Origin of the sequence: Komagataeibacter diospyri (assembly GCF_043995075.1) — a bacterium.
Lineage (GTDB): Bacteria > Pseudomonadota > Alphaproteobacteria > Acetobacterales > Acetobacteraceae > Komagataeibacter > Komagataeibacter diospyri.
On the sequence record NZ_CP171836.1, the window covers coordinates 1967525 to 1989072 of the forward strand.

Here is a 21548-nt window from a genome sequence, read left to right on the forward strand (position 1 = left end):
CCATAAGATCAGGATATGGCCTTAGACCCCACCTTGCAAAACCGTCTCAACACCCTTCTGTCCGAAAACGGCAACGCACTGCCTGTCGCCGCAGCCCTGCCACCGCTGCAGGCCGCGCTGGCGCGCACGTCCAACGCCGTTCTGGTCGCACCACCGGGTGCGGGCAAGACCACGCTGGTTCCGCTTGCGCTGCTGGATGCCCCGTGGCGGGGGGACGGGCGGATCGTGATGCTGGAGCCACGCAGGCTGGCCACCCGTGCGGCCGCCACGCGCATGTCGGAGCTTATGGATGGACAGCCGGGCGGTCTGGTGGGCTACCGCACCCGGCTGGATGGTGCGACGTCGGAACGCACGCGCATAGAGGTCATTACCGAAGGTCTGCTTGTGCGCCGCCTGCTGTCCGATCCCACACTGGATGGGGTGGCATGCGTCATTTTTGACGAAATCCACGAACGTTCGGTTGATGCGGACGCAGCCCTCGCCTTCTGCCTGGACCTGCAACGCAGCCTGCGGCCCGAGCTAAGGCTGGTCGCCATGTCCGCCACCATGGATGGCGCGGCGCTGGCGCAGCGCATGAATGCCGAACTGGTGGAAAGCGAAGGCCGGATGTTTCCGGTGGAAATCCGCCACGCCACCCGCGACCTTGTCCACCGCCGCGACCTGCCTGACGCGATGGCCGCCGCCATTCGCACCGCCATCACACAGGCCCCCGGTGATGTGCTGGCCTTCCTGCCCGGTGTGGCCGAAATCCACCGCACACGTGGCCTGCTGGACGGAATCGCGGCGGATATCCTGCCATTATATGGTGAACTCCCCCCCGCCGAGCAGGATCGCGCCCTTACCCCCCGCCCCGACGGGCGCAGGCGGGTGATCCTGTCCACCTCCATTGCCGAAACCTCCCTGACCGTGCCGGGCGTGCGCATTGTGGTGGATGGGGGTTTCCGCCGCGTACCCCGGCTGGATGTGGGCACGGGGCTTACGCGACTCGATACGGTGCGGATTTCGCGGGCTGCGGCCAGCCAGCGCGCGGGCCGCGCGGGACGTGTCGCCCCCGGTGTCGCCATACGGCTGTGGACGGAAATGACCACCCGCGCCATGCCACCACATGACCAGCCCGAAATGATGGAGGCCGAACTGACCGGCCTGCGGCTGGATGCGGCGGCATGGCAGGATGCGATGGGCACGGCGCCCGCCGACCTGCCCTTTCCCGACACGCCCCCCAATGGCGCGTTCGAGGCCGGGCGCAGCCTGCTGCAGGCGCTGGGCGCGCTGGATGATGATGCCCGGATCACGCGGGAGGGCACGCGCATGGCCGTCCTTGGCGCCCATCCCCGCCTTGCCGCCATGATGCTGGCCGCGCGCACACCTGCCGAGCGCGCCATGGCCGCCGATATCGCCGCCCTGCTGGAGGAACGCGACCCGCTACGTCCCCGTCGCCCCGCCGGTGGCAGCCGGGGCGCGCCACCCGTGGCCCCTGCGGATATCCGCTTGCGTCTGGATCTGCTGGCCGGTGGCGACCATCCCGATGCAGACCGCGCGGCGCTGTCGCGCATCCGCCATGCCGCCCGGCAGTATCGCAGGCGGCTGGGGCTGGGACGTGACATTCCCGCAAGTGGTGACCCCGCCGCCCTGATTGCCGCAGCCTTCCCCGACCGGGTGGCGCAGTCCCGTGGGGATGCAGGGTCTTTCCGCCTTGCTGGCGGTGGCAGCGCACGCCTGTCCAAGACGGATGAACTGGCGCGATGTTCCCTGCTGGCGGTGGCGGGAATGCATGTGCGCAAGGCCGCCGAGATCTGCCTTGCCGTCCCGCTGGACCGTGATGCGCTGCCTGCCAGCCTGCTGGCGCGGGCACGTGAACAGGTTGAAACCACGCTGGATACGACAACGGGCAACGTGCTGGCGCGGCGCAGGCTGCGCCTGGGCAACCTTGTGCTGCGTGACCGCACCGTGACCGCAGGTGCCGATGAAGTCCGTGCGCTGTTATGCGCGCAGGCGGCGCAGAACCTGGCCGCGGCATTTACATGGGGCGACGCCTGCCGGCAGTTGCAGGCCCGCGTGGAACTGGCACGCACCCGTCTGGACCGTCCAGACCTGCCCGACCTGTCGGATGAGGCGCTGGCCCAGGCAACAGAAAGCTGGCTGGCCCCATGGCTTGCGGGGGTGAACCGCCTGTCGGCGCTGGCGGAAATGGACCTGCTGGGCATGCTGCGCGCCACGATGGACCATGCCACGCTGAAATGGCTGGATCGCATGCTGCCCACCCATCTGGACCTGCCGGGCGGGCGGGCCGCGATCGATTACCTGCAACCCGTGCCGGTGGCGGCGGCACGGGCGCAGACTTTCTATGGTGTGACACAGACACCCTGCATTGCCGGTGGCCGGGTGGACCTGCGTATCGCCCTGCTGTCGCCTGCGGGCAGGCCACAGGCCATCACCGCCGACCTGGCCGGATTCTGGGCCGGTTCATGGGCGGATATGCGCCGTGACATGCGCGGTCGTTATCCCCGCCATGACTGGCCTGAAAATCCCGCCACGACCAGTCCACCGCCGCCAGGACCACGGCGCACACCATAAAACTGCATGCATTTACGTCGATGTTGTCATGCAGCCATGGCATTGCCGCTTTTTTCAGATAACATGGGGCATCATGAACATTCCTTCGCCCCGCCCTGCATGAAACGGATTGCCATGGTCTGTCGTCCGGCTTTCCGGCTGTTACCGATGCTGCTGCTGGGCCTGCCCGGACCGGGCGGAATGGCAACAGTGGCGTACGCCGGGGAGATTACGCCCTCACCCGCCGTGTCACCCAATCCTTCCCTGTTCGCACCACCCGTGCCGCCGGTGGTCTCGACCGGACCGCTGACCTTCGCCCCGCTGGTGCGCCAGGTGGGACCGGCCGTGGTCAATATCGCGGTGGCGCAGGACAGCCACACCACCACCGGCAGCCGCCAGCCCCTGCCCCCCAGCGTCAAGGGCACACCGTTTGAACACAAATTCCGCGAGCGCATGCGCGCACATGGGGAGGAAATGCTGGGGGCCGGCTCGGGCTTCCTGATCGACCCCGGGGGCGTGATCGTAACCAACGCGCATGTAGTGGGCGGGGCCGACCTGATTACCGTGTCACTGGCCGATGGCACGGAATTCCCCGCCCATCTGGTTGGCAGCGACGACCTGACGGATATCGCGGTCATCCAGATCCATGCACCCCATCCCATGCCCTTCGTGCCATGGGGGGACAGCCGTCTGGTCAATATCGGGGACTGGATCATGGCGGCAGGCAACCCGTTCGGGCTGGGGTCATCCGTTACCGCGGGCATCGTGTCTGCGCGCGGACGCGATATCGGCACCAGCCCGTTTGATGATTTCTTCCAGATCGACGCCCCGATCAATCCCGGCAATTCCGGCGGGCCGTCCTTCAACCTTGGCGGGCAGGTGGTGGCGGTAAATACGGCCATTGTCTCCCCCACCGGCGGATCGGTGGGTATCGGATTTGGCCTTCCGTCGGAAATCGTGGCACCTATTGTGGAAGAACTGCGCCGTAATGGCCATATCGACCGGGGGTGGCTGGGTGTTACACTGACGGACGGAACGGGACATGACGGCGTGCAGATTGTCGGCATCGACCGGAATGGACCGGCCATGAAGGCGCACCTGCATATAGGGGATGTCATTACCGCCGTGAACGATGAACCGATCGATACGTCACGCATGCTGATCCGCTCGATCGCGGCAAAAAGACCCCAATCAACCGTGGTGCTGCACATCCGCCGCCACCACGAGGCGTTAAGCCTGCCAGCCTGTGTCGGCCACCGCCCCGACGAGGACATGGAAGACTGACTGATCCCGCCCCAAACGACGTGAGGCAACGTGCATATTCTTGTTGTTGAAGATGACCCCACCGTCCGCAACTTCGTGGCCAAGGGCCTGAAGGAAGCCGGGCATCTGGTCGAACTGACCGATAACGGCAAGGACGGCCTGTTCATGGCCGTAAGCGAGAAATTTGACCTGATCATACTCGACCGCATGCTGCCCGGCGGCATTGATGGCGTGCGCCTGCTGGAAACCATACGCGCGCAGAACAACACGACCCCCGTGCTGCTGCTGTCGGCGCTGGCGGATGTGGATGACCGCGTGCAGGGGCTGAAGGCGGGGGGCGATGATTATGTCACCAAGCCATTTGCCTTCAGCGAGCTGCTGGCCCGTGTCGAGGCCCTGGGCCGGCGTGGCCGGACGGAAACGGCCCCCCAGACCAAGCTGGAACTGGCCGACCTGGAAATCGACCTGCTGTCGCGCACTGTACGCCGCGCAGGCCAGAAGATCGACCTGCAGCCGCGTGAATTCCGCCTGCTGGAATACCTGACCCGCCACGCGGGGCAGGTCGTGACCCGCACCATGCTGCTGGAAGGCGTATGGGACTACCATTTCGACCCGCAGACCAACGTGATCGACGTTCATGTCTCGCGCCTGCGACAGAAGGTGGACAAGCCGTTCGGCACGCCGCTGATCCACACCATCCGCAACGCAGGATACATGCTGCGTGCCGAATAGGCCCCATTCCTGCCTGTGGGCGGGACACTGATGCCCACCGGTTTTCCCCGCGCCATGCCCCGCCCGTCACGCTGGCGGGCATGGCGATCGGCCAGCCTGCGGTTTTCGCTGGCGTATGGCATGATGTTCGCCCTGTCCTCCATCCTGTTCATGTCCTTCATGTGGTGGGGCACGATCGGGTTTCTGGAACGCCAGGTGGAAACCGCCATCAACGCCGACGCCCACGCCCTGGCCGAACGGTGGATAATGGGGGGCCTGCCCACGCTGGCCCTGACCATCGAGGACAGGCTGGAGCAGAATCTGGATGACGATGCGATCTATCTCGTCATCGACCCACAGGGAAATTACCTGACGGGCAATGTCTCGGCATGGCCTGCGAAAGTGCAGTACACGGACCGCTGGTATTCCCTGCCTGATACACGGGCGGGACTGCGTGGGATGGCGGAACTGCATGCCTACCGCCTGCCCGGCACGGCGCAGAGCCATACCGCGGGACAGCTGGACAGCGGCTACCGCCTGCTGGTGGGACGTGACGTGCGCGCGCGCGGCATCCTGCGCCACCTGCTGACCGATTCGCTGTTATGGGCATGGGTCATGGTCACGCTGCTGGCTGTCAGCGGGGCGGTGCTGGTGCATGGCATTTTCCGCCGCATGGTCAAGACCGTGGCCCGCACGACCTCGGCCATCGCCCATGGCGACCTGAGCCGCCGCATGCCGCTGGTTGGCAATGGCGATGAAATGGATCAGGTGGCCGAAGCCATCAACGAAATGCTGGACCGGATCGTGCGCCTGATGGATGGCGTGCGTCAGGTATCCAATTCCATCGCCCATGACCTGCGCACCCCCATCGCCCGCGCGCGCACCCAGCTGGAAGATGCGGCCCTGCACGCGAAATCGGACGCGGAACTGCGCGATGCGATCGAACGCGCGGTCGGTAATCTGGACAACGTAACCGCCGTGTTCGAGGCCCTGCTGCGCATTGCCCAGATCGAGGCCGGCGCCCGCCGATCCGCCTTCATGACATTCGATCTGGTGCCGGTCCTGCGCGATGTTGCCGACCTGTATGAAGCCGTGGCGGAAGATCATGACATCAGGCTGGCGCTGGACCTGCCCGACAGCCTGAGCTTTTACGGTGACCGTTCGCTGGTCCAGCAGGCCGTGGCCAACATGCTGGACAACGCCATCAAGTTCTCGCCCCCCGGTGGCACCGTCCACCTGCGCGCGCAGGTGCGCGAACTGGCACCTGGCCGCGTTATCGGCCCCACGGGCGAAGGGATGCTGGACCTGTGTGTCAGTGATGAAGGCGTGGGCATGAGCGAGGCCGACATGGCCCGCGCCACGGAACGTTTTTTCCGCGCGGAAAAGGCACGCAACACCCCCGGTTCGGGGCTGGGGCTGTCCATGGTGCGGGCCATCGTGCAACTGCATGGGGGGCGGATGCACCTGTCGGCGCATAACCCCGGACTTACGGTTTCGCTGGCGCTGCCGATCGCGGCCTGCGCGATTTCGAAAAGCGAGGAGGATTTTCCATCTCCCCCACACATATCAGGCATGACGGAAAGGTCACCTTTCCCCCATCAGCATGACATGAACAGTAGCGTAGAGTAACGCCATGAACATGCACCCCGCCATGGCGCCTGCCATTGTTGTGATGAGTTTCTGCCTGTGTGGCGCGGCCCCGGCCGGGGCTGACACCGGGGCGGACGTAATCGCCGCACGGGATGGATCGGACAAGCCCGTGATCATTACCAGTGACACCAAGGCTTACTGCAACCGGCTGCTGAACATTATCGACGCCTATGGCCCGGCCCTGCCGCAGGATGTAGACAGCCTGCGCACGCAGGGCGAAGACATGTGCCGCGCAGGGCGAATCCGTTCTGGCATCGTGCGGCTGCGTCGTGCGTTGGTCGAACTGAAGGAGACTACGCATTCATGACTTTTCCAGCTTTCACGACCCTTGCCCGTCACAGCCTGCGTATAGCCCTGCCCGGCATGCTGGCGGCGGCAACACTGCACCCGGCAGGTAGCATGGCCCAGACCCAGCCCGCGAACAACGCACTTCCCCCCAATGCAACAGAACTGGAACTGTCCGCATCCGGCACGGTGCAGGCCCAGCCGGATGAACTGACCGCCACCTTCCTGGCCGAAGCGCGGGCTGATACGGCCGCCAGCGCACAGGCGCAGGTCAACGCGCTGGTGGGCAAGGTCACGGCGGCCAGTGCCCATGTAACGGGACTGACCCTGAATGCCGAGTCGTATTTCGTGCATCATGATGATGGTGACGCGCACCAGAACCGCAGACCGCAATGGGTGGCACGCCAGAGCATCCGTCTGACCGCCACGGATGGCAAGGTCCTGCTGCCACTGGTGGGTCAGTTACAGGCCGATAATCTGGCCCTGACGCGGCTGGACTGGTCCCTGTCACGTGAAAAGCGGATGGAACTGACCCGCGGGGCCGAAACGCTGGCCCTGCAGGACATGCAGCAGCGTGCCCAGGCGGCAGCATCCACGCTGAAGCTGACTATCGCCTCCATCCGCAGCGTGACGCTGGAAGACCAGAACATGCCGCGTCCGATGCCCATGATGATGATGGCCCGCGCCGCCAGCATGGACATGCCCGCCCCGGAAGCGCCGACCGGCCTGCAGGATGTCACGGCAACCGTCCGCGCCACGCTGATCCTGAAGCCCGCCGGATAAAAGCCCGCCAATAATGGAAAGTTTCTGGTGAAGCTTTTTTCAAAAAGCTTCCAAGAACGCCGCCTTCCTGAAAAAGGCGGCACCCAGAAACTTTTCCATATTAATGAGTTAACGGGCCGAATCTTTCTGTCATGCCCAAAACCATGCAGAACGGATTGACCGATATCCCCCATACATACCGCACGACGGTGGATAAGGGGCAGGATCTGTCTGCCGTTCCTGTTTCCTCATATGCAGGACAGACGAAAAAGGCCCGGTGGAATAATCCCACCGGGCCTTTTTCATGATGCGGACAGTGACACTGCGCCTAGCGCGGGGCCAGCACCATGATCATCTGGCGGTTTTCAAGCTTGGGCATATGCTCAACCTTGGCGACCTCATCCATTTCTGCGCGGATACGCTCCAGAACCTTCACACCCAGATCCTGATGCGCCATTTCACGGCCACGGAAACGCAGGGTGACCTTCACCTTGTCGCCTTCGCCGATGAAGGTCTTCATCGCACGCATTTTCACCTGATAGTCATTTTCGTCAATATTCGGACGAACCTTGACTTCCTTGATTTCAATGACTTTCTGCTTCTTGCGCGCTTCGTTGCGCTTCTTCTGCTGTTCGTACTTGAACTTCCCGTAATCAAGGACCTTCGCCACGGGCGGCTCGGCGTTCGGGCTGATTTCCAGAAGGTCAAGGCCAACAGAATAGGCACGGGCCAGCGCATCACGCGTGGACATGATGCCCAGCATCTCGCCTTCTTCGTCGATCAGACGGACCTGCGGTACGCGGATCTCTTCATTGACACGGGGGCCCTCTCGATTTGGCGGAGTGGGCATCGGGGGTCTGGCTATGGTCAGCTCCTGTAACTGTTTCATTCAAACGGCAGATAAGGCCATCCCGCATACCCGCGCGTCCGTGGCTGAAACCATGGGAAACGCACAGGCAAGGCATGACCTTACATTATGGAAAGATATGTGACGCAAAGACGCGTCCCAGATCAAGTACTGTCTTGTCCCGTACCTGCGAAAACAGCCATGCAATCGTGGCACGGAACCAGATGGATCAGCCGCGTGCCCTGCGGATATCGGGTGGCAGGGCTTCATATGCAAGGGCGGACACCGCTTCTTCCAGCGGCAGGACTTCCTGCGCCTTGCCGCCAAGACGACGCAGGGCGACGGTATTTTCCTCCGCTTCCTTGCGGCCAACCACTAAAATGACCGGCACGCGCGCAAGGCTGTGTTCGCGAATCTTGGCGTTGATCTTTTCATTCCGCAGGTCGGCTTCCACCACCAGACCCGCCTTGCGCAGGCTGTCGGTCACATGTTGGGCATAATCCGCCGCATCGGTCACGATGGACGCCACCACCACCTGCACCGGCGCAAGCCATAGCGGGAAACGGCCCGCATGCTGTTCTATCAGGATGCCAAGGAATCGCTCGAACGATCCCAGAATCGCCCGGTGCAGCATGACGGGACGATGCCGCGCGCTGTCCTCACCCACATAGGATGCATCCAGCCGTTCGGGCAGCACGTAATCGACCTGCAGCGTGCCGCACTGCCAGTCACGCCCAATGGCGTCACGCAGCACGAATTCCAGCTTGGGGCCATAAAACGCGCCCTCGCCGGGATTGTGCTCATACGTGACACCCGCCATGTCACACGCGACTTTCAGCGCGTTTTCCGCGCGGTCCCATGTCGCATCATCACCGGCGCGCTGTTCGGGACGGTCGGCGAATTTCACGCGGAAATGCTCGAACCCGAGATCCTGATACACATCAGCCAGCATGCGCACGAAACGCGCGGTTTCATCGGCGATCTGGTCTTCGGTGCAGAAAATATGCGCATCATCCTGCGTGAAGCCGCGCACGCGCATGATACCGTGCAGCGCGCCAGACGGTTCATAACGGTGGCAGGCACCGAATTCAGCCATGCGCAGCGGCAGTTCACGGTAAGAACGCAGCCCGTGGCGGAAGATCTGCACATGGCACGGGCAGTTCATCGGCTTCAGGGCAAGGGTCTTGTCCTCGTCCTCGACTGTGGCGATGAACATGTGCTCGCGGTACTTGTCCCAGTGCCCGGACGCTTCCCACAGGGCGCGGTCCACAAGCTGCGGCGTGCGCACTTCCTGATAGCCATTACCGTTCTGCGCGCGGCGCATATAGTCCTGCAGCACCGAATACAGGCGCCAGCCCTTGGGGTGCCAGAAGATCTGACCCACGGCTTCTTCCTGAATGTGGAACAGATCCATCTCGCGCCCGATGCGGCGGTGGTCGCGGCGCTCGGCTTCCTCAAGCTGGTGCAGGTGCGCCTCCAGCTCCTTGCGGTCGCGCCATGCCGTGCCATAGATGCGCGTCAGCATGGGGTTGCGGTGATCGCCGCGCCAGTAGGCCCCTGCCACTTTCATAAGCTTGAAGGCATTGCCCACATCCGCCGTGCCGCGCAGGTGCGGCCCACGGCACAGATCCAGCCATTCACCCTGACGGTAGATCGATATTTCCTCATCTTCGGGCAGATCACGGATCAGTTCGGCCTTGAAGCGTTCACCCTTGTTTTCAAAGAATTCGATGGCCTTCTCGCGCGGCCATGTCTCACGCACGAAAGGCTCGTTCGCGGCCACGATTTCACCCATGCGCTTTTCGATCGCGGCGAAATCTTCCGGCCTGAACGGTTCGTTGCGATAGAAATCGTAATAGAATCCGTTTTCGATCGATGGGCCGATCGTGACCTGGGTTCCGGGAAACAGCGACTGCACCGCTTCGGCCAGCACATGGGCGGCGTCATGGCGGATCATTTCCAGCGCCTCGGGGTCCTTGCGCGTGACAAAGCGGACCCTGGCGTCATGATCGATCTCGCGACCAATATCCATAAGCCTGCCATCCACTTCCATGGCGAGGGCGGCGCGGGCCAGTCCGGCACCGATGGATTGCGCCACGGTAGTGCCCGTCACTGCCCCGTCAAAGCGGCGAACGGATCCGTCAGGCAGGGTTATGGCAGGCATGGTTTCATTGCTCCGGTAAGAAGATATTCCGCTGTAATGGCGTCAGGCGAGCGTTGCCGCAACCCTGTCAACGCGCAGAGTAGCCAGATCATGTACATAAATGATCCGCACCTGCCCCGCATACTGGCCCACGGGCGCGGTCAGGGCAGGGTTGCTGTCGGCTGAAAACAGCACGGTGCTGGGCACGCCAAGAGCCGCCGCAAGATGCATGGGGCCGGTGTCGTTTCCCACAGCGCATGCTGCCCGCGCCATCACGCCACCCAGTTCCAGCAGCGATGTCCGCCCCGTCAGGTCCACCGCAACAGGGCAGGTGTCGCGGATGGTGGCGGCAAGCGTGCCTTCCCCCCTGCCCCCCACGATAACGGGCGACAGCCCTTGCGCATGCATGTGCCGCGCAAGGGCGGCGTAGCGTTCCACAGGCCAGCGCTTGGCCGGGCGATGCGCCGCCGCCCCCGGCACCAGCACGCCATAGGGCGCGGGCAAAACAGGACCATCGTGCATAAGCCACGACAGGTCGGGCACCGGCAGGCTGTCGATTCCCGCGCGGCGCAACTGGTCACGCTGGCGCGCACGGGTATGCATGATGCGCCGCTGCGGGCTGTCATGCACCGCCTGCGCGCCGCGAGCGATTCCCGACCATGCCTTCATGCCCGACAGGTGAAAATAGCGCGTGCTGCGGCCAGATGTCTGCAAGTCATAAATAAAGTCATACGACCGCAGCAGTCGGCGCAGCGCCATGACCGCAGGCAGGTCACGCCATGGCGGCCTGCGGTCGACATGCACATGGTCGAACCACGGTGCATGCCGTGCAAGCTCGGCAAAGGGCGCCTGCGTCAGCAGGTCGACCGTATCATGCACATAATGGGCGCGAATGGCCGCGAACGGCGCGAAGGACTGGATGAAATCGCCCAGCGCGCCCAGCCGGATAACCAGAATGCGGGCCATGGGTTCAGGGTGCCTCGGGGTCGGTTTCAAGCAGCGACAGATCCTGACGCGCCAGATCGGCCTCATCCGAATCCGGGGCCAGCGTCACGACATCCTGCCAGTCGGCGCGCGCCTGCGCCATCTGGCCCTCGCGCTGGTACAGGATACCGCGTTCCAGCAGTGCCGCGCCATTGCGGGGCATGTCCTTCAGGGCCGCGTTGATATCGGTCATGGCCTGTTCGATCCGGCCCATCCGGCGCCATGCGGCCGCGCGCGCGACCAGTGCCTCATCACGTTCCGCCGGAACGGATGGCAGCGGTGTCAGGGTATCGATCGCCCTCTGGGGCTGATCCAGTTCAACCGCGACCCGCGCATAGACCAGACGTAGCGGCACGTCATCCGGTTCCAGCATCAGGCCATAGGTCGCGCTATCAAATGCCTGTTTCGGGCTGTCATCCGCCTGCCATGCCCGCGCTGCCTGTTCAGCGACGGCCGCGCGGCGGCGCAGGGACTGCGGGGTATCTGGCTGCATGCCCGCATGGGCCGAGTCCCCCACGGGCCAGCCGGGCACATGCGCCAGACGGTCCAGCGATGCCGCCGCCGTCGCCACATCCCCCAGTTCGATGCGCGCAAGGGCTTCGCACTGCTGGGCCTCCAGGCCACCGCCATGGTTCAGCCAGTCCTCGGCATAATCACGCGCGCCATCGGGATCATCGGACACGGTGGCGGTGCAGCGGGCGAAGCTCCATGCATCATGCCCGGCCCCCTCATGCTCCGGCACGGTGGGGACAGGTGTCGGGGCGGCGGCCCGTGGCGCATCAGCCGCCCATACACGGCCATTCCACGCGACGTTGACTGCCAGCAGCAGGCATGCCCCCACAATCACGACACCAGCCGCCATGATGCCCCGGCATCCCACCCGCACCCGGCGGGCGGGCCGGACCGGCGCAATGGCGGGACGAACGGGACACCCCTCCGGCAGGGAAAAGGGGGATACAGGCAGGCACGCAAAGACTCTCATTACCGCATTCGTCGGCCTGCCCGCCAAGAAGGTCAAGGGCCAGCCCCCCATTCGCCACCGACCCGTGCAGTTCCGATACGATCATGATATGGGGAAGGGTGATGCAAACCGTGAGCGACCGACCTGTCATCCTGCAGGCCCTGCCAGCCCTCGAATCCGGCGGGATAGAACATGGCACGCTGGAAATGGCGCGTGCCATCGTCCAGGGCGGTGGCACGGCCATCGTGGCCAGTGCGGGCGGACGCCTTGTCCCGCGCCTGAAATACATCGGGGCCATTCCGGTCGAGATGGACCTGAAAGCGAAGAATCCCCTTTCCATCATGCGCAACGCGGCCCGCCTGCGCCATGTCATCCGGGAATTCGGTGTCAATCTGGTCCATGCGCGTTCGCGCGCGCCTGCATGGGCGGCCTCCCTGGCATGCAGGCGGCTGAAGATACCGCTGGTCACTACATGGCATGGCGTGCACGCCGCCAACCTGCCGGGCAAGCGGCGGTACAACAGCGTGCTGGCGTCCGGCAACCGGGTTATTGCCATAAGCCGCTACATCGAAAACCGCCTGCGTGAGGAATACAGGGTGGGCGACGATCGCCTGCGCCTGATCCCGCGCGGGGCAGACATGCTGCGCTTCGACCCGCAGGGCGTGCGCGGCAACCGGGTGCAGAACCTGATCAACCTGTGGAACATCCCCGACGGCGCCACCGTCATCATGCTGCCCGCGCGCGTGACCCCGTGGAAGGGGCATGCGCTGCTGATCGAGGCGCTGGCGCGGATGAATGAAACAGCGGGCTTCAACGGGGACTGGGTGTGCATTTTCGTGGGTGAGGCGAACGAAAAGCTGGGCCGCGAACTCGTCACTCTCGCCCAGCGCAGGGGAATCGCCACGCACCTGCGTTTTGCCGGGCACTGCGCCGACATGCCGGCCGCCATGATGCTGGCGGACATGGTGGTTGTACCCTCGCTGCGGCCCGAACCCTTCGGCCGCGTCGTGGTGGAAGCCCAGGCCATGGGCCGCCCCGTTATCGTGGCGGGCCATGGCGCGGCGCTGGAAACGGTGGATGACGGCGTGACCGGTTTCGTATTCCCCCCCGATGACGTGCAGGCACTGGCAGCCTGCATGCGCCATATCGCCACCATGACACAGGAAGAACGCACCCGGCTGGCATGGCACGCGCGCGAGAATGTGCGCGACCATTATTCAACACAGGCGATGCAGTACGCGACCCTGTCCGTATATGATGAACTGCTGCACACGCAGTTGGCGAATACCTTCTACCATGCCGCCATGGCGGACATGGGCTGGGGTGATGAAGCCCTGCCACAGGCAGGATAGCAGCACGTGTGCGGTAATTGTGCCATATCGGGTGCGGGATTACCTTGATCTGCCTCATGGCATTCCAAAAAGCCGGGCCGAGCATCCAGTATTCAGCATGGGCCTTATGCAACGGGTGGTTTTACAGTCGACAAGACGACTGAAATTCTTCACCCATTGCGCATTCTTCTTTCTGGCGGACGGGGATGACCCGCGGCCCGCCGTTTCAACGCGAACACTTCGGGACTGCACCACATGAACCAGATTTCCCCCGCCCAGACCGACGATATCACCCCCGTACCCGGCCCCCACCACCCCGACCTGCGCCGGGTCAACTCCAACCCGGATTTCTGGTATCCGGTGGCATGGTCAGCCGACCTGAAACGCGACAAGACGCTGGCCGTCAGCTATGCTGGCATTCCCATCGTGCTGGTCCGCCCCGAAGAGGGCAGCGTCTTCGCGCTGTATGACCGTTGCCCCCACCGGCAGGTCCCGCTGAGCAAGGGCACCGTGAACGGCCAGACCGTGCGCTGCTGCTATCATGGCTGGGCCTTTGGCCGTTCGGGCCGCTGCATCGACGTGCCCTATCTTGGCAAGGGCAAGCTGCCCAATGGCGTACGTACCTTCCCGGTGCGTGAAGCGGGCGGGCTGATCTTCATCTTTCCCGGCGACCCGGACAAGGCAGACAGCACCCCCTTCCCCAAGCTGGCCCAGACAGACAACCCCAAATACAAGACCAAGCATTTCAGCCCGCGGGTGAACTGCCACTACACCTTCATGCATGAAAACCTGATGGACATGAACCATCAGTTCCTGCACCGCCGCCAGATGGGCCAGATCAAGGCCCGTTTCCTGGGGCAGGACAAGGGCGAGGACTTTATCGAGGCACGTTACAGCTTCATGCGCTGCGCGGGACAGCAGCCGCTGGCCGAACGCCTGATCTTTGGCAAGCACAAGGACCTGCAGGGCAAGGAACAGCCCGTTGAGGAAGTTGTGACGATCCGCACGGAATATCCGTACCAGACCCTGCGCATCACCGACAAGGACGGTGACCTGATCATGGATCTGTGGACCGCCTACGTGCCGGTGGACAAGGACGAACGCGTAACCCAGTCCTTTGGCCTGCTGTCCATCCTGCGCCCGCAGACCCCGTTCCTGATCGACATGATCTGGCCCGCGCTGGGCTGGTTCACCAACCGCATCTTCCTTGAAGACAAGGAAATCGTGGAACTGGAACAGGCCGCGTGGAACGAGGCTGGCTACGACCGCAACGTGGAAATCTTCCCCGTGGTCAAGGCGCTGCGTGAACTGCTTATCCGTCGTGGCATTCCGCAGGACATGCCGCCCGCTACGGACGCGAAACAGCCTGCGGCTCCCGCCCCGGCCGAACCCGCCACATCAGCCTGATTGTCCGCCCGCCATCCCCATGGATGGCGGGCATTCCCCTTCCCGTCGCTACGTGAAAACACCCCATGACCGAACGGCCTGACACACCCCGCCTGACCGATCGGGCCGAGGCCGCCCGCCAGCAGCGCCTGGCCCGGGAAGCCGAGGCCCTGCGCGCCAACCTGCGCCGGCGCAAGCAGCAGACCCGTGCCCGCACGGCCCCTGCGTCCGATGCCCCCGGCAGCGGCGACATATCCAGCAACGAAGCGTGATTGCGGTTGCGGTCGGGCGGCCACTTCGTTAGTGGTCGCGCAACGGCCGACGGGTTGCCCGCGTGCCGCGCCACTGATGCCGAAGGAAGGGACAGCATGCCAATAATGCCCGATACGTGGATTCGTCGCATGGCCACGGACCATGGCATGATCGAACCCTTCGTGGAAAAGCAGAGCCGGGAGGGCGTGATTTCCTTCGGGCTGTCATCGTACGGGTATGATGCGCGCGTCGCCAATGAATTCAAGATTTTCACCGACGTGGACAACGCGGTGGTCGATCCCAAGAACTTTGCCGAAAACAGCTTTGTCACCCGCCGGGGCGACTGCTGCACCATTCCGCCGCACAGCTTCGTGCTGGCGCACACGGTCGAATATTTCCGCATACCGCGCGACACGCTGGTGGTCTGCCTGGGCAAGTCCACCTATGCGCGCTGCGGCATCATCGTGAACGTGACCCCGCTGGAACCGGAATGGGAAGGGCAGGTCACGATCGAGATCAGCAACACTACCCCCCTGCCCGCGCGCATTTACGCCAATGAAGGGATCTGCCAGTTCCTGTTCTTCCAGGGGGCATCACCGTGTGAAGTCAGCTACGCCGACCGCAAGGGCAAATACATGGGGCAGGTCGGCGTCGCCCCGCCGCGTATGTAAGGGCAGGAAGCGCAAGTCATGGACCGTTTCATCATTCACGGCGGCCACCCGCTGCGTGGGGACATCGTCATTGGCGGGGCAAAGAATTCCGCCCTGAAGCTGCTGGTGGCGGGGCTGCTGACCTCCGAAAAGCTGGTGCTGGACAATGTCCCGCGCATTGCGGACATCCGCACCATGCGCAGGCTGCTTGAACAGCATGGCCTGACGGTGGAAGATGTCAGCGGCGACGGTGGCACACTGTCGGTTGGTGGCGAGATCACCAATACCGAGGCCCCCTACAATATCGTATCCAAGATGCGGGCATCGATCCTTGTGCTCGGCCCGCTTCTGGCACGCTGTGGCGAAGCCCGCGTGTCGCTGCCCGGTGGCTGCGCCATCGGCACGCGCCCGGTTGACCTGCACCTGAAGGCGCTGGAAACGCTGGGGGCAAAGATCACGCTGGAAAATGGCTACATCCATGCCGAAGCCCCCCACGGCCTGAAGGGGGAGCGGGTGATCCTGCCGTTCGCCTCCGTGGGTGCTACGGAAAACCTGCTGATGGCCGCAACCCTGGCCAAAGGGCGCACCGAAATCGTCAATGCCGCGCGTGAACCCGAAATCGGGGACCTTGTCGGCTGCCTCAACGCCATGGGCGCGCGCATTACCGGCATCGGCACGGGCAAGCTGGTCATTGACGGGGTGGACGGGCTGCATGGCGCGCATTACCGCGTCATGCCCGACCGGATCGAATGCGGCACCTATGCCTGTGCTGCCGCCATTACCGGCGGCGAGCTGCGCCTGGTGGGCGGTCAGGTCGAACACCTTGGCGCCGTCGTGCGCGCGCTGGAAGAAGCGGGCGTGGAGATGGTGCAGGAGGAAGGGGCCGTGCGCGTACAGCGCACCGGCGCGTTGCGCGGGGTCGATATCATGACCGAGCCCTATCCCGGCTTCCCCACCGACATGCAGGCCCAGTTCATGGCGCTGCTGTCGGTTGCCGAAGGAGCATCGATGGTGACCGAAACCATTTTCGAAAACCGTTTCATGCATGTGCCCGAACTCAACCGCATGGGCGCGCGCATCAACGTGCATGGGTCATCGGCCATTATCCGGGGCGTGCATTCGCTGTCCGGTGCGCCAGTCATGGCGACCGACCTGCGGGCATCGTTCTCGCTTATCCTGGCGGGGCTTGCGGCCCATGGGGAGACGATCCTGAGCCGCGTCTACCACCTTGACCGGGGTTACGAGGCCGTGGAACGCAAGCTGGCGCAGTGCGGCGCGCATATCGAACGCGTTTCCGACTAGCTGCCGCCAGAAAAGCGCCCTTCCTGCATGATGGCTGAATGTGGTATGCGCGCATGTCACCAGAGGCGCCCCGTACCATGCGGGGCAACTCCAGCCTTCAATGTCGGAGAATGCATTGACCGTCCTGTCACCGGCCCAGACCGCCGTTCCGGAAACGGATAGCCCGCTGATACTTGCCCTGCCCAAGGGCCGTATCCTCAAAGCCGCGGCGCCGCTTCTGCATAGGGCGGGCATTGTGCCCGGACCGGATTTCAATGACGAGAAAAGTCGCCTGCTGCGCTTTGAAACCAATGATCCCAACATTGACGTGGTGCGCGTGCGCTCGTTCGATGTCGCGACCTTCGTTGCCTTTGGCGGCGCGCAGATCGGCATATGCGGCGCTGATGTGCTGATGGAATTCGACTACCCCGAAATCTACGCCCCGCTTGATCTGGGTATCGGCGGCTGCCGCATTTCCATCGCCCAGCCCAAGGACCGCAGCGGGCTTGAAGACAATCCCAACCGCCTGTCACAGGTGCGGGTCGCGACCAAGTATCCCTCCATCACGCGCCGTCACTTTGCCGCGCGCGGCATCAACGCCAGCATCGTCCACCTGCATGGCGCGATGGAACTGGCCCCGGTTCTGGACCTGTCCCACCTGATCGTTGATCTGGTTGATACGGGGTCCACCCTGCGCGCCAACGGACTGGAGGAAACCCACACCATCGCCCATGTCACCAGCCGCCTGATCGTGAATCGCACGGCGCTGAAAACCCAGCCCGAGCGCATAAGCGCCATCATCAACCGTTTCCGCACGGCGCTGGCGTCCAATTCCGCACCAGCCAAGGACCAGCAGGCATGAAGCGCCTTGATACCACCCAGCCTGATTTCAAAGCCGAATTCGCCGGCCTGCTGGCTGACCGTGACAGCGACACCGCCCGCGTGGACGGCCCCGTAACCGAAATTCTGGCTGCCGTGCGGGCACGCGGTGATGACGCATTGTGCGAATTCACCAACCGTTTCGACCGGGCCAATGTCACCCCCGCCACCCTGCGGATCACGGCAGCGGAAGTCGAAGCCGCCTGTGCGCAGGTTCCGGCCAGATTGCTGGAATCCCTTGAAGTCGCAGCCACGCGGATCGAGTCGTTCCACAAGGCGCAGATGCCATCCGACATGCGTTACGTGGATGATGCGGGTGTTACGCTGGGCATGCGCTGGACGGCACTGGACTCGGTAGGGCTGTACGTGCCGGGCGGCAAGGCGGCGTATCCGTCCTCCGTGCTGATGAACGCCATTCCCGCCCATGTGGCGGGGGTCGGGCGCATCGCCATGTGCGTGCCCACGCCCGATGGCGCGCTCAATCCGCTGGTGCTGGCGGCGGCGCGACGCGCGGGTGTGACTGAAATCTACCGCGTGGGCGGCGCGCAGGCCGTGGGCGCCATGGCCTATGGCACGGCCACCATCGCACCTGTGGACCGCGTGGTGGGACCGGGCAACGCCTATGTGGCCGAAGCGAAGCGGCAGGTCTTCGGCACGGTGGGAATCGACAGCATCGCCGGTCCATCCGAGGTGGTGGTGATCGCGGATGGCAACAACGATCCCCGCGCCATCGCACTCGACCTGCTGGCGCAGGCCGAACATGACCCCATGGCCCAGTCCATCCTGATCACGCCGGATGCAGGCATGGCGGCGAAGGTGGAACAGGCGGTCGCAACCGAGCTGGAAACCCTGCCGCGCGCTGAAATCGCCCGCACCAGCTGGGACGCCCATGGCGCAATCATCACGGTGCGTGACCTGAATGAGGCCGCCGACCTTGTAAACACCATAGCGCCTGAACATCTGGAACTCATGATCGATGATCCGGCCCCGGTCTTTGACCGCGTGCGGCATGCTGGCGCCATTTTTGTCGGTCGGTACTGCCCCGAGGCCATTGGCGATTATGTCGGTGGTCCCAACCATGTGCTGCCGACCAGCCGCACGGCGCGTTTCTCGTCCGGGCTGTCGGTGTTCGACTTCATCAAGCGCACGACGTTCATCGAGGCACAGCCCGAGTCGCTGCGCAGGATCGGACCCGCCGCCGTCAGCCTGGCACAGGCCGAAGGCCTTGATGCACATGCACTGAGCGTGTCGGTCCGGCTGGCCGACCTTGATCGCCGCGCATAAGGAAACTTGACCCGGGCGACGAGTATCCCCACATAAACCAACCGTATTGCGCTGCGGGCCCGCAGCATGACGGCAATTTTGATGATTGAAGGACACGATGTCTAAAGAAGACATGATCGAATTCAGTGGCACAGTAACCGAACTGCTGCCCAATGCCATGTTCCGCGTGACACTGGATAATGAGCATACCATCCTGGCGCATACCAGCGGCAAGATGCGCAAGAACCGTATCCGCGTGCTGGCGGGCGACCGCGTGAATGTGGAAATGACGCCCTATGACCTGACAAAAGGTCGCATCACGTTCCGCTTCAAGTAAGCCGCCCTTTGTCGGTCATGACCGCAGACACCGCTCCATCCGGGGCGGATACGGGTGCGCAGCTTGTCCTCGCCTCGGCTTCCCCCCGCAGGCTCGCGCTCCTGCGACAGATCGGGCTGGTTCCCGATCAGGTTCATCCAGCAGATATCGATGAAACGCCCCGGCCTGACGAACTGCCCCGTTCCCATGCCCAGCGTCTGGCGACGGAAAAGGCCGAACACGTAGCGGGCACGTTGGATATTCCGGCACTGGTCATCGCGGCCGATACCGTTGTGGCCCTTGGCCGACGCATCCTGCCCAAGGCGGAGGATGCGGATACGGCACGCAGGTGCCTTAACCTGCTGTCCGGACGGCGCCATACCGTCTTTACCGCCGTGGCCCTGCGTCCCACCACCGCATGGCAGGGTGGCCGCGCGGGCAACCGGCTGGTCGCCAGCACGGTCACATTCTCCCGCCTGACGTCGGTGCAGATCGATGCGCTGATTGAAGCAGGTGACTGGAACGGCAAGGCCGGGGGCTATGCCATCCAGGGCCAGGCGGCGGCGTTCGTGCGCTTCATGTCTGGCAGCTACACCGGCATTGTCGGCCTGCCACTGTTTGAAACCGCGCAGATGCTGCGTGGCCAGAAGGGATGCTGGCTCCGGTGAGCATGCGCATCTGCGCCAGCAGCAGCCCTGGAGAGGTCCGCATCGCCGTCATGGACAATGACGTCATGCAGGATTTTGCCCTGTGGCGGCCTGACATGGCTGATGGCGTGGGCGATATCTATCGCGCCCGTGTCAGCGCCCATGTCCCTGCACTTGGCGGCACGTTCATCACCCTGCCGGGACTGGAGCAGGCAGGTTTCCTGCCGGATTCTGAAGGACTTGGTCCCCTGACACAGGGGCAGACCGTCCTTGTGACCGTCACCCGCAGCGCACAGGGGGGCAAGGGCGTGCGGCTGGGTGCGCGCAACCTGCCGTCCGACCTGCCCGGTGGGGCGGAACCAAAACTGCTGCGTCGTGGTCCTACGCCGCTGGAACGACTGGCCCGATATTACCCGCTGGCGCCCATCATCATTGATGACGTCGCCATTGGCACCCTGCTGCCTGCTGTCTTTCACCCACGCCTGACCCGCGTCAACTGCGCGTTCGACAGTGACCTCCGCGCGCAGGCCGATGCGCTGGAAGATCCCGTTGTGCCATTGCCCGGCGGCATGTCGGCCAGCATTACGCCCACACCCGCACTGGTAGCGATCGACATGGATGGCGGAGGCACCAGCATGGACCGCCGCCCCAAGCAGACGGCACAGTTTGCCGCCAACCGTGATGCACTGCCTGACCTGCTGCGCCAGTTGCGGCTGCGCAACCTGTCCGGCGCGATCATTGTCGATGTCGCGGGGCTTGCCATACGCAAGCGCCGGGCGCTGTCGGAAACGGTCGAGGCGTTACTGAAAAACGACCCGCTGCGTCCGCGCTTCCTGGGCTTTACGGCGCTTGGGCTGGCGGAAATTGTCCGTCCGCGCATCCATCCGCCGCTGCATGAACTGTTCCAGTCGCGCGAAGGCCGACTGCTCCATGCGCTGCGTGGGCAGATGCAGGCCTATCGTGGCATGCCGCCCGATGGCCGCCCTGTCATGCTGGCGTGTGGTTATGGCATCATGGCGCTGTTGCAGGACCATCCGGGCTGGATGGAGGACTTCATGCGCCTGACGGGCCGCGTAATTCAGCCTGTCATGGATCAGGGCCTGCCCGCCAATGGCTGGAGATTCGATCATGGCTGAACAGTCTACCCTTCCCCCCTGCCCCGTCTGCGGTCAACCCGCACAGCAGCAATACCGACCGTTCTGTTCGCGCCGATGCGCTGATGTTGACCTGGGTCGCTGGTTTTCCGGCCAGTACCGCGTGCCCTCGACGGAGATTCCATCCGGAGAGGATGAAAAATACACAAGACGGGTTGATCCCGATGATGAGGTAGGTTAAACGCTTGTCCAACGTCACGGCGGTCCCGACTGCCCTGACATAGCCGGAC

The 21548-nt window shown here is 63.9% G+C and carries 21 protein-coding genes; 17 read left to right on the forward strand and 4 right to left on the reverse strand.

The features are described from left to right. Nucleotides 1-15 precede the first annotated feature (15 nt). The 6 genes from hrpB to ACE2AA_RS09285 are packed head-to-tail and all read left to right on the forward strand — an operon-like array spanning nucleotide 16 to nucleotide 7245. Nucleotides 16-2574 carry an ATP-dependent helicase HrpB gene (gene hrpB / locus ACE2AA_RS09260; RefSeq protein ID WP_395369541.1) on the forward strand — a complete coding sequence of 853 codons (2559 nt, stop codon included), beginning with the start codon at nucleotides 16-18 and terminating at the stop codon, nucleotides 2572-2574. A gap of 36 nt (nucleotides 2575-2610) precedes the next feature. Next, on the forward strand, nucleotides 2611-3837 hold the full coding sequence (locus ACE2AA_RS09265; RefSeq protein WP_141260986.1) for a S1C family serine protease: 1227 nt from the start codon (nucleotides 2611-2613) through the stop codon (nucleotides 3835-3837). Nucleotides 3838-3867: 30 nt separating this feature from the next. Further along, nucleotides 3868-4548, forward strand: a complete 681-nt coding sequence (locus ACE2AA_RS09270) for a response regulator transcription factor (RefSeq protein ID WP_010508133.1) — start codon at nucleotides 3868-3870, stop codon at nucleotides 4546-4548. Between the two features lie 30 nt (nucleotides 4549-4578). Next, nucleotides 4579-6156 carry a HAMP domain-containing sensor histidine kinase gene (locus ACE2AA_RS09275; RefSeq protein WP_193557668.1) on the forward strand — a complete coding sequence of 526 codons (1578 nt, stop codon included), beginning with the start codon at nucleotides 4579-4581 and terminating at the stop codon, nucleotides 6154-6156. Nucleotides 6157-6160: 4 nt separating this feature from the next. Continuing rightward, nucleotides 6161-6484, forward strand: a complete 324-nt coding sequence (locus ACE2AA_RS09280) for a hypothetical protein (RefSeq protein WP_395369543.1) — start codon at nucleotides 6161-6163, stop codon at nucleotides 6482-6484. Then, nucleotides 6481-7245, forward strand: coding sequence for an SIMPL domain-containing protein (locus tag ACE2AA_RS09285; RefSeq protein ID WP_141260991.1), 765 nt, complete (start codon nucleotides 6481-6483; stop codon nucleotides 7243-7245). Before ACE2AA_RS09280 ends, ACE2AA_RS09285 begins: the two co-directional genes overlap by 4 nt. A 307-nt stretch (nucleotides 7246-7552) precedes the next feature. Here ACE2AA_RS09285 and infC read toward each other — a convergent pair whose 3' ends face one another. The 4 genes from infC to ACE2AA_RS09305 all read right to left on the reverse strand — a co-directional run bounded on the left by infC (nucleotide 7553) and on the right by ACE2AA_RS09305 (nucleotide 12180). Then, nucleotides 7553-8074, reverse strand: a complete 522-nt coding sequence (gene infC, locus ACE2AA_RS09290) for a translation initiation factor IF-3 (protein ID WP_010508127.1) — start codon at nucleotides 8072-8074, stop codon at nucleotides 7553-7555. Nucleotides 8075-8300: 226 nt separating this feature from the next. Next, nucleotides 8301-10235 (reverse strand): threonine--tRNA ligase, encoded by a 1935-nt coding sequence (gene thrS / locus ACE2AA_RS09295; protein WP_141260993.1) that lies wholly within the window; start codon nucleotides 10233-10235, stop codon nucleotides 8301-8303. Between the two features lie 42 nt (nucleotides 10236-10277). Continuing rightward, nucleotides 10278-11180, reverse strand: a complete 903-nt coding sequence (locus tag ACE2AA_RS09300) for a glycosyltransferase family 9 protein (protein ID WP_141260995.1) — start codon at nucleotides 11178-11180, stop codon at nucleotides 10278-10280. Between the two features lie 4 nt (nucleotides 11181-11184). Next, a complete protein-coding gene (locus ACE2AA_RS09305; protein ID WP_395369545.1) occupies nucleotides 11185-12180 on the reverse strand; it encodes a tetratricopeptide repeat protein in 996 nt (331 codons plus the stop codon). 101 nt (nucleotides 12181-12281) lie between these two features. On the opposite strand from ACE2AA_RS09305, the gene ACE2AA_RS09310 reads away from it, so the two are divergent. From ACE2AA_RS09310 to ACE2AA_RS09360, 11 genes are all read left to right on the forward strand, one after another. Further along, the gene (locus tag ACE2AA_RS09310) at nucleotides 12282-13511 is read left to right on the forward strand and encodes a glycosyltransferase family 4 protein (protein WP_141301178.1); all 1230 of its coding nucleotides are present in this window, start codon (nucleotides 12282-12284) and stop codon (nucleotides 13509-13511) included. 234 nt (nucleotides 13512-13745) lie between these two features. Continuing rightward, entirely contained in the window at nucleotides 13746-14897 is a 1152-nt protein-coding gene (locus tag ACE2AA_RS09315; protein ID WP_141261000.1) for an aromatic ring-hydroxylating dioxygenase subunit alpha, read from the forward strand. A 65-nt stretch (nucleotides 14898-14962) separates the two neighbouring features. Continuing rightward, nucleotides 14963-15148 carry a hypothetical protein gene (locus ACE2AA_RS09320; RefSeq protein ID WP_395369548.1) on the forward strand — a complete coding sequence of 62 codons (186 nt, stop codon included), beginning with the start codon at nucleotides 14963-14965 and terminating at the stop codon, nucleotides 15146-15148. 96 nt (nucleotides 15149-15244) lie between these two features. After that, nucleotides 15245-15799, forward strand: a complete 555-nt coding sequence (dcd, locus tag ACE2AA_RS09325; protein WP_010508118.1) for a dCTP deaminase — start codon at nucleotides 15245-15247, stop codon at nucleotides 15797-15799. Between the two features lie 18 nt (nucleotides 15800-15817). Then, nucleotides 15818-17080, forward strand: a complete 1263-nt coding sequence (murA, locus tag ACE2AA_RS09330) for a UDP-N-acetylglucosamine 1-carboxyvinyltransferase (protein ID WP_395369550.1) — start codon at nucleotides 15818-15820, stop codon at nucleotides 17078-17080. Between the two features lie 40 nt (nucleotides 17081-17120). Next, entirely contained in the window at nucleotides 17121-17921 is an 801-nt protein-coding gene (gene hisG / locus ACE2AA_RS09335) for an ATP phosphoribosyltransferase (protein ID WP_141301182.1), read from the forward strand. Beyond that, nucleotides 17918-19222: a histidinol dehydrogenase gene (gene hisD / locus ACE2AA_RS09340; protein WP_141301184.1), complete on the forward strand. Its 1305-nt coding sequence runs from the start codon at nucleotides 17918-17920 to the stop codon at nucleotides 19220-19222. Before hisG ends, hisD begins: the two co-directional genes overlap by 4 nt. Before the next feature lie 97 nt (nucleotides 19223-19319). Continuing rightward, a complete protein-coding gene (gene infA, locus ACE2AA_RS09345) occupies nucleotides 19320-19538 on the forward strand; it encodes a translation initiation factor IF-1 (protein WP_010508114.1) in 219 nt (72 codons plus the stop codon). 17 nt (nucleotides 19539-19555) lie between these two features. Continuing rightward, nucleotides 19556-20185, forward strand: coding sequence for a Maf family protein (locus ACE2AA_RS09350; protein ID WP_395369552.1), 630 nt, complete (start codon nucleotides 19556-19558; stop codon nucleotides 20183-20185). After that, nucleotides 20170-21300: a ribonuclease E/G gene (locus ACE2AA_RS09355; protein WP_395369553.1), complete on the forward strand. Its 1131-nt coding sequence runs from the start codon at nucleotides 20170-20172 to the stop codon at nucleotides 21298-21300. The genes ACE2AA_RS09350 and ACE2AA_RS09355 overlap by 16 nt, the downstream gene beginning before the upstream one ends. Next, entirely contained in the window at nucleotides 21293-21499 is a 207-nt protein-coding gene (locus tag ACE2AA_RS09360) for a DNA gyrase inhibitor YacG (protein ID WP_141261013.1), read from the forward strand. The genes ACE2AA_RS09355 and ACE2AA_RS09360 overlap by 8 nt, the downstream gene beginning before the upstream one ends. Nucleotides 21500-21548 lie beyond the last annotated feature (49 nt).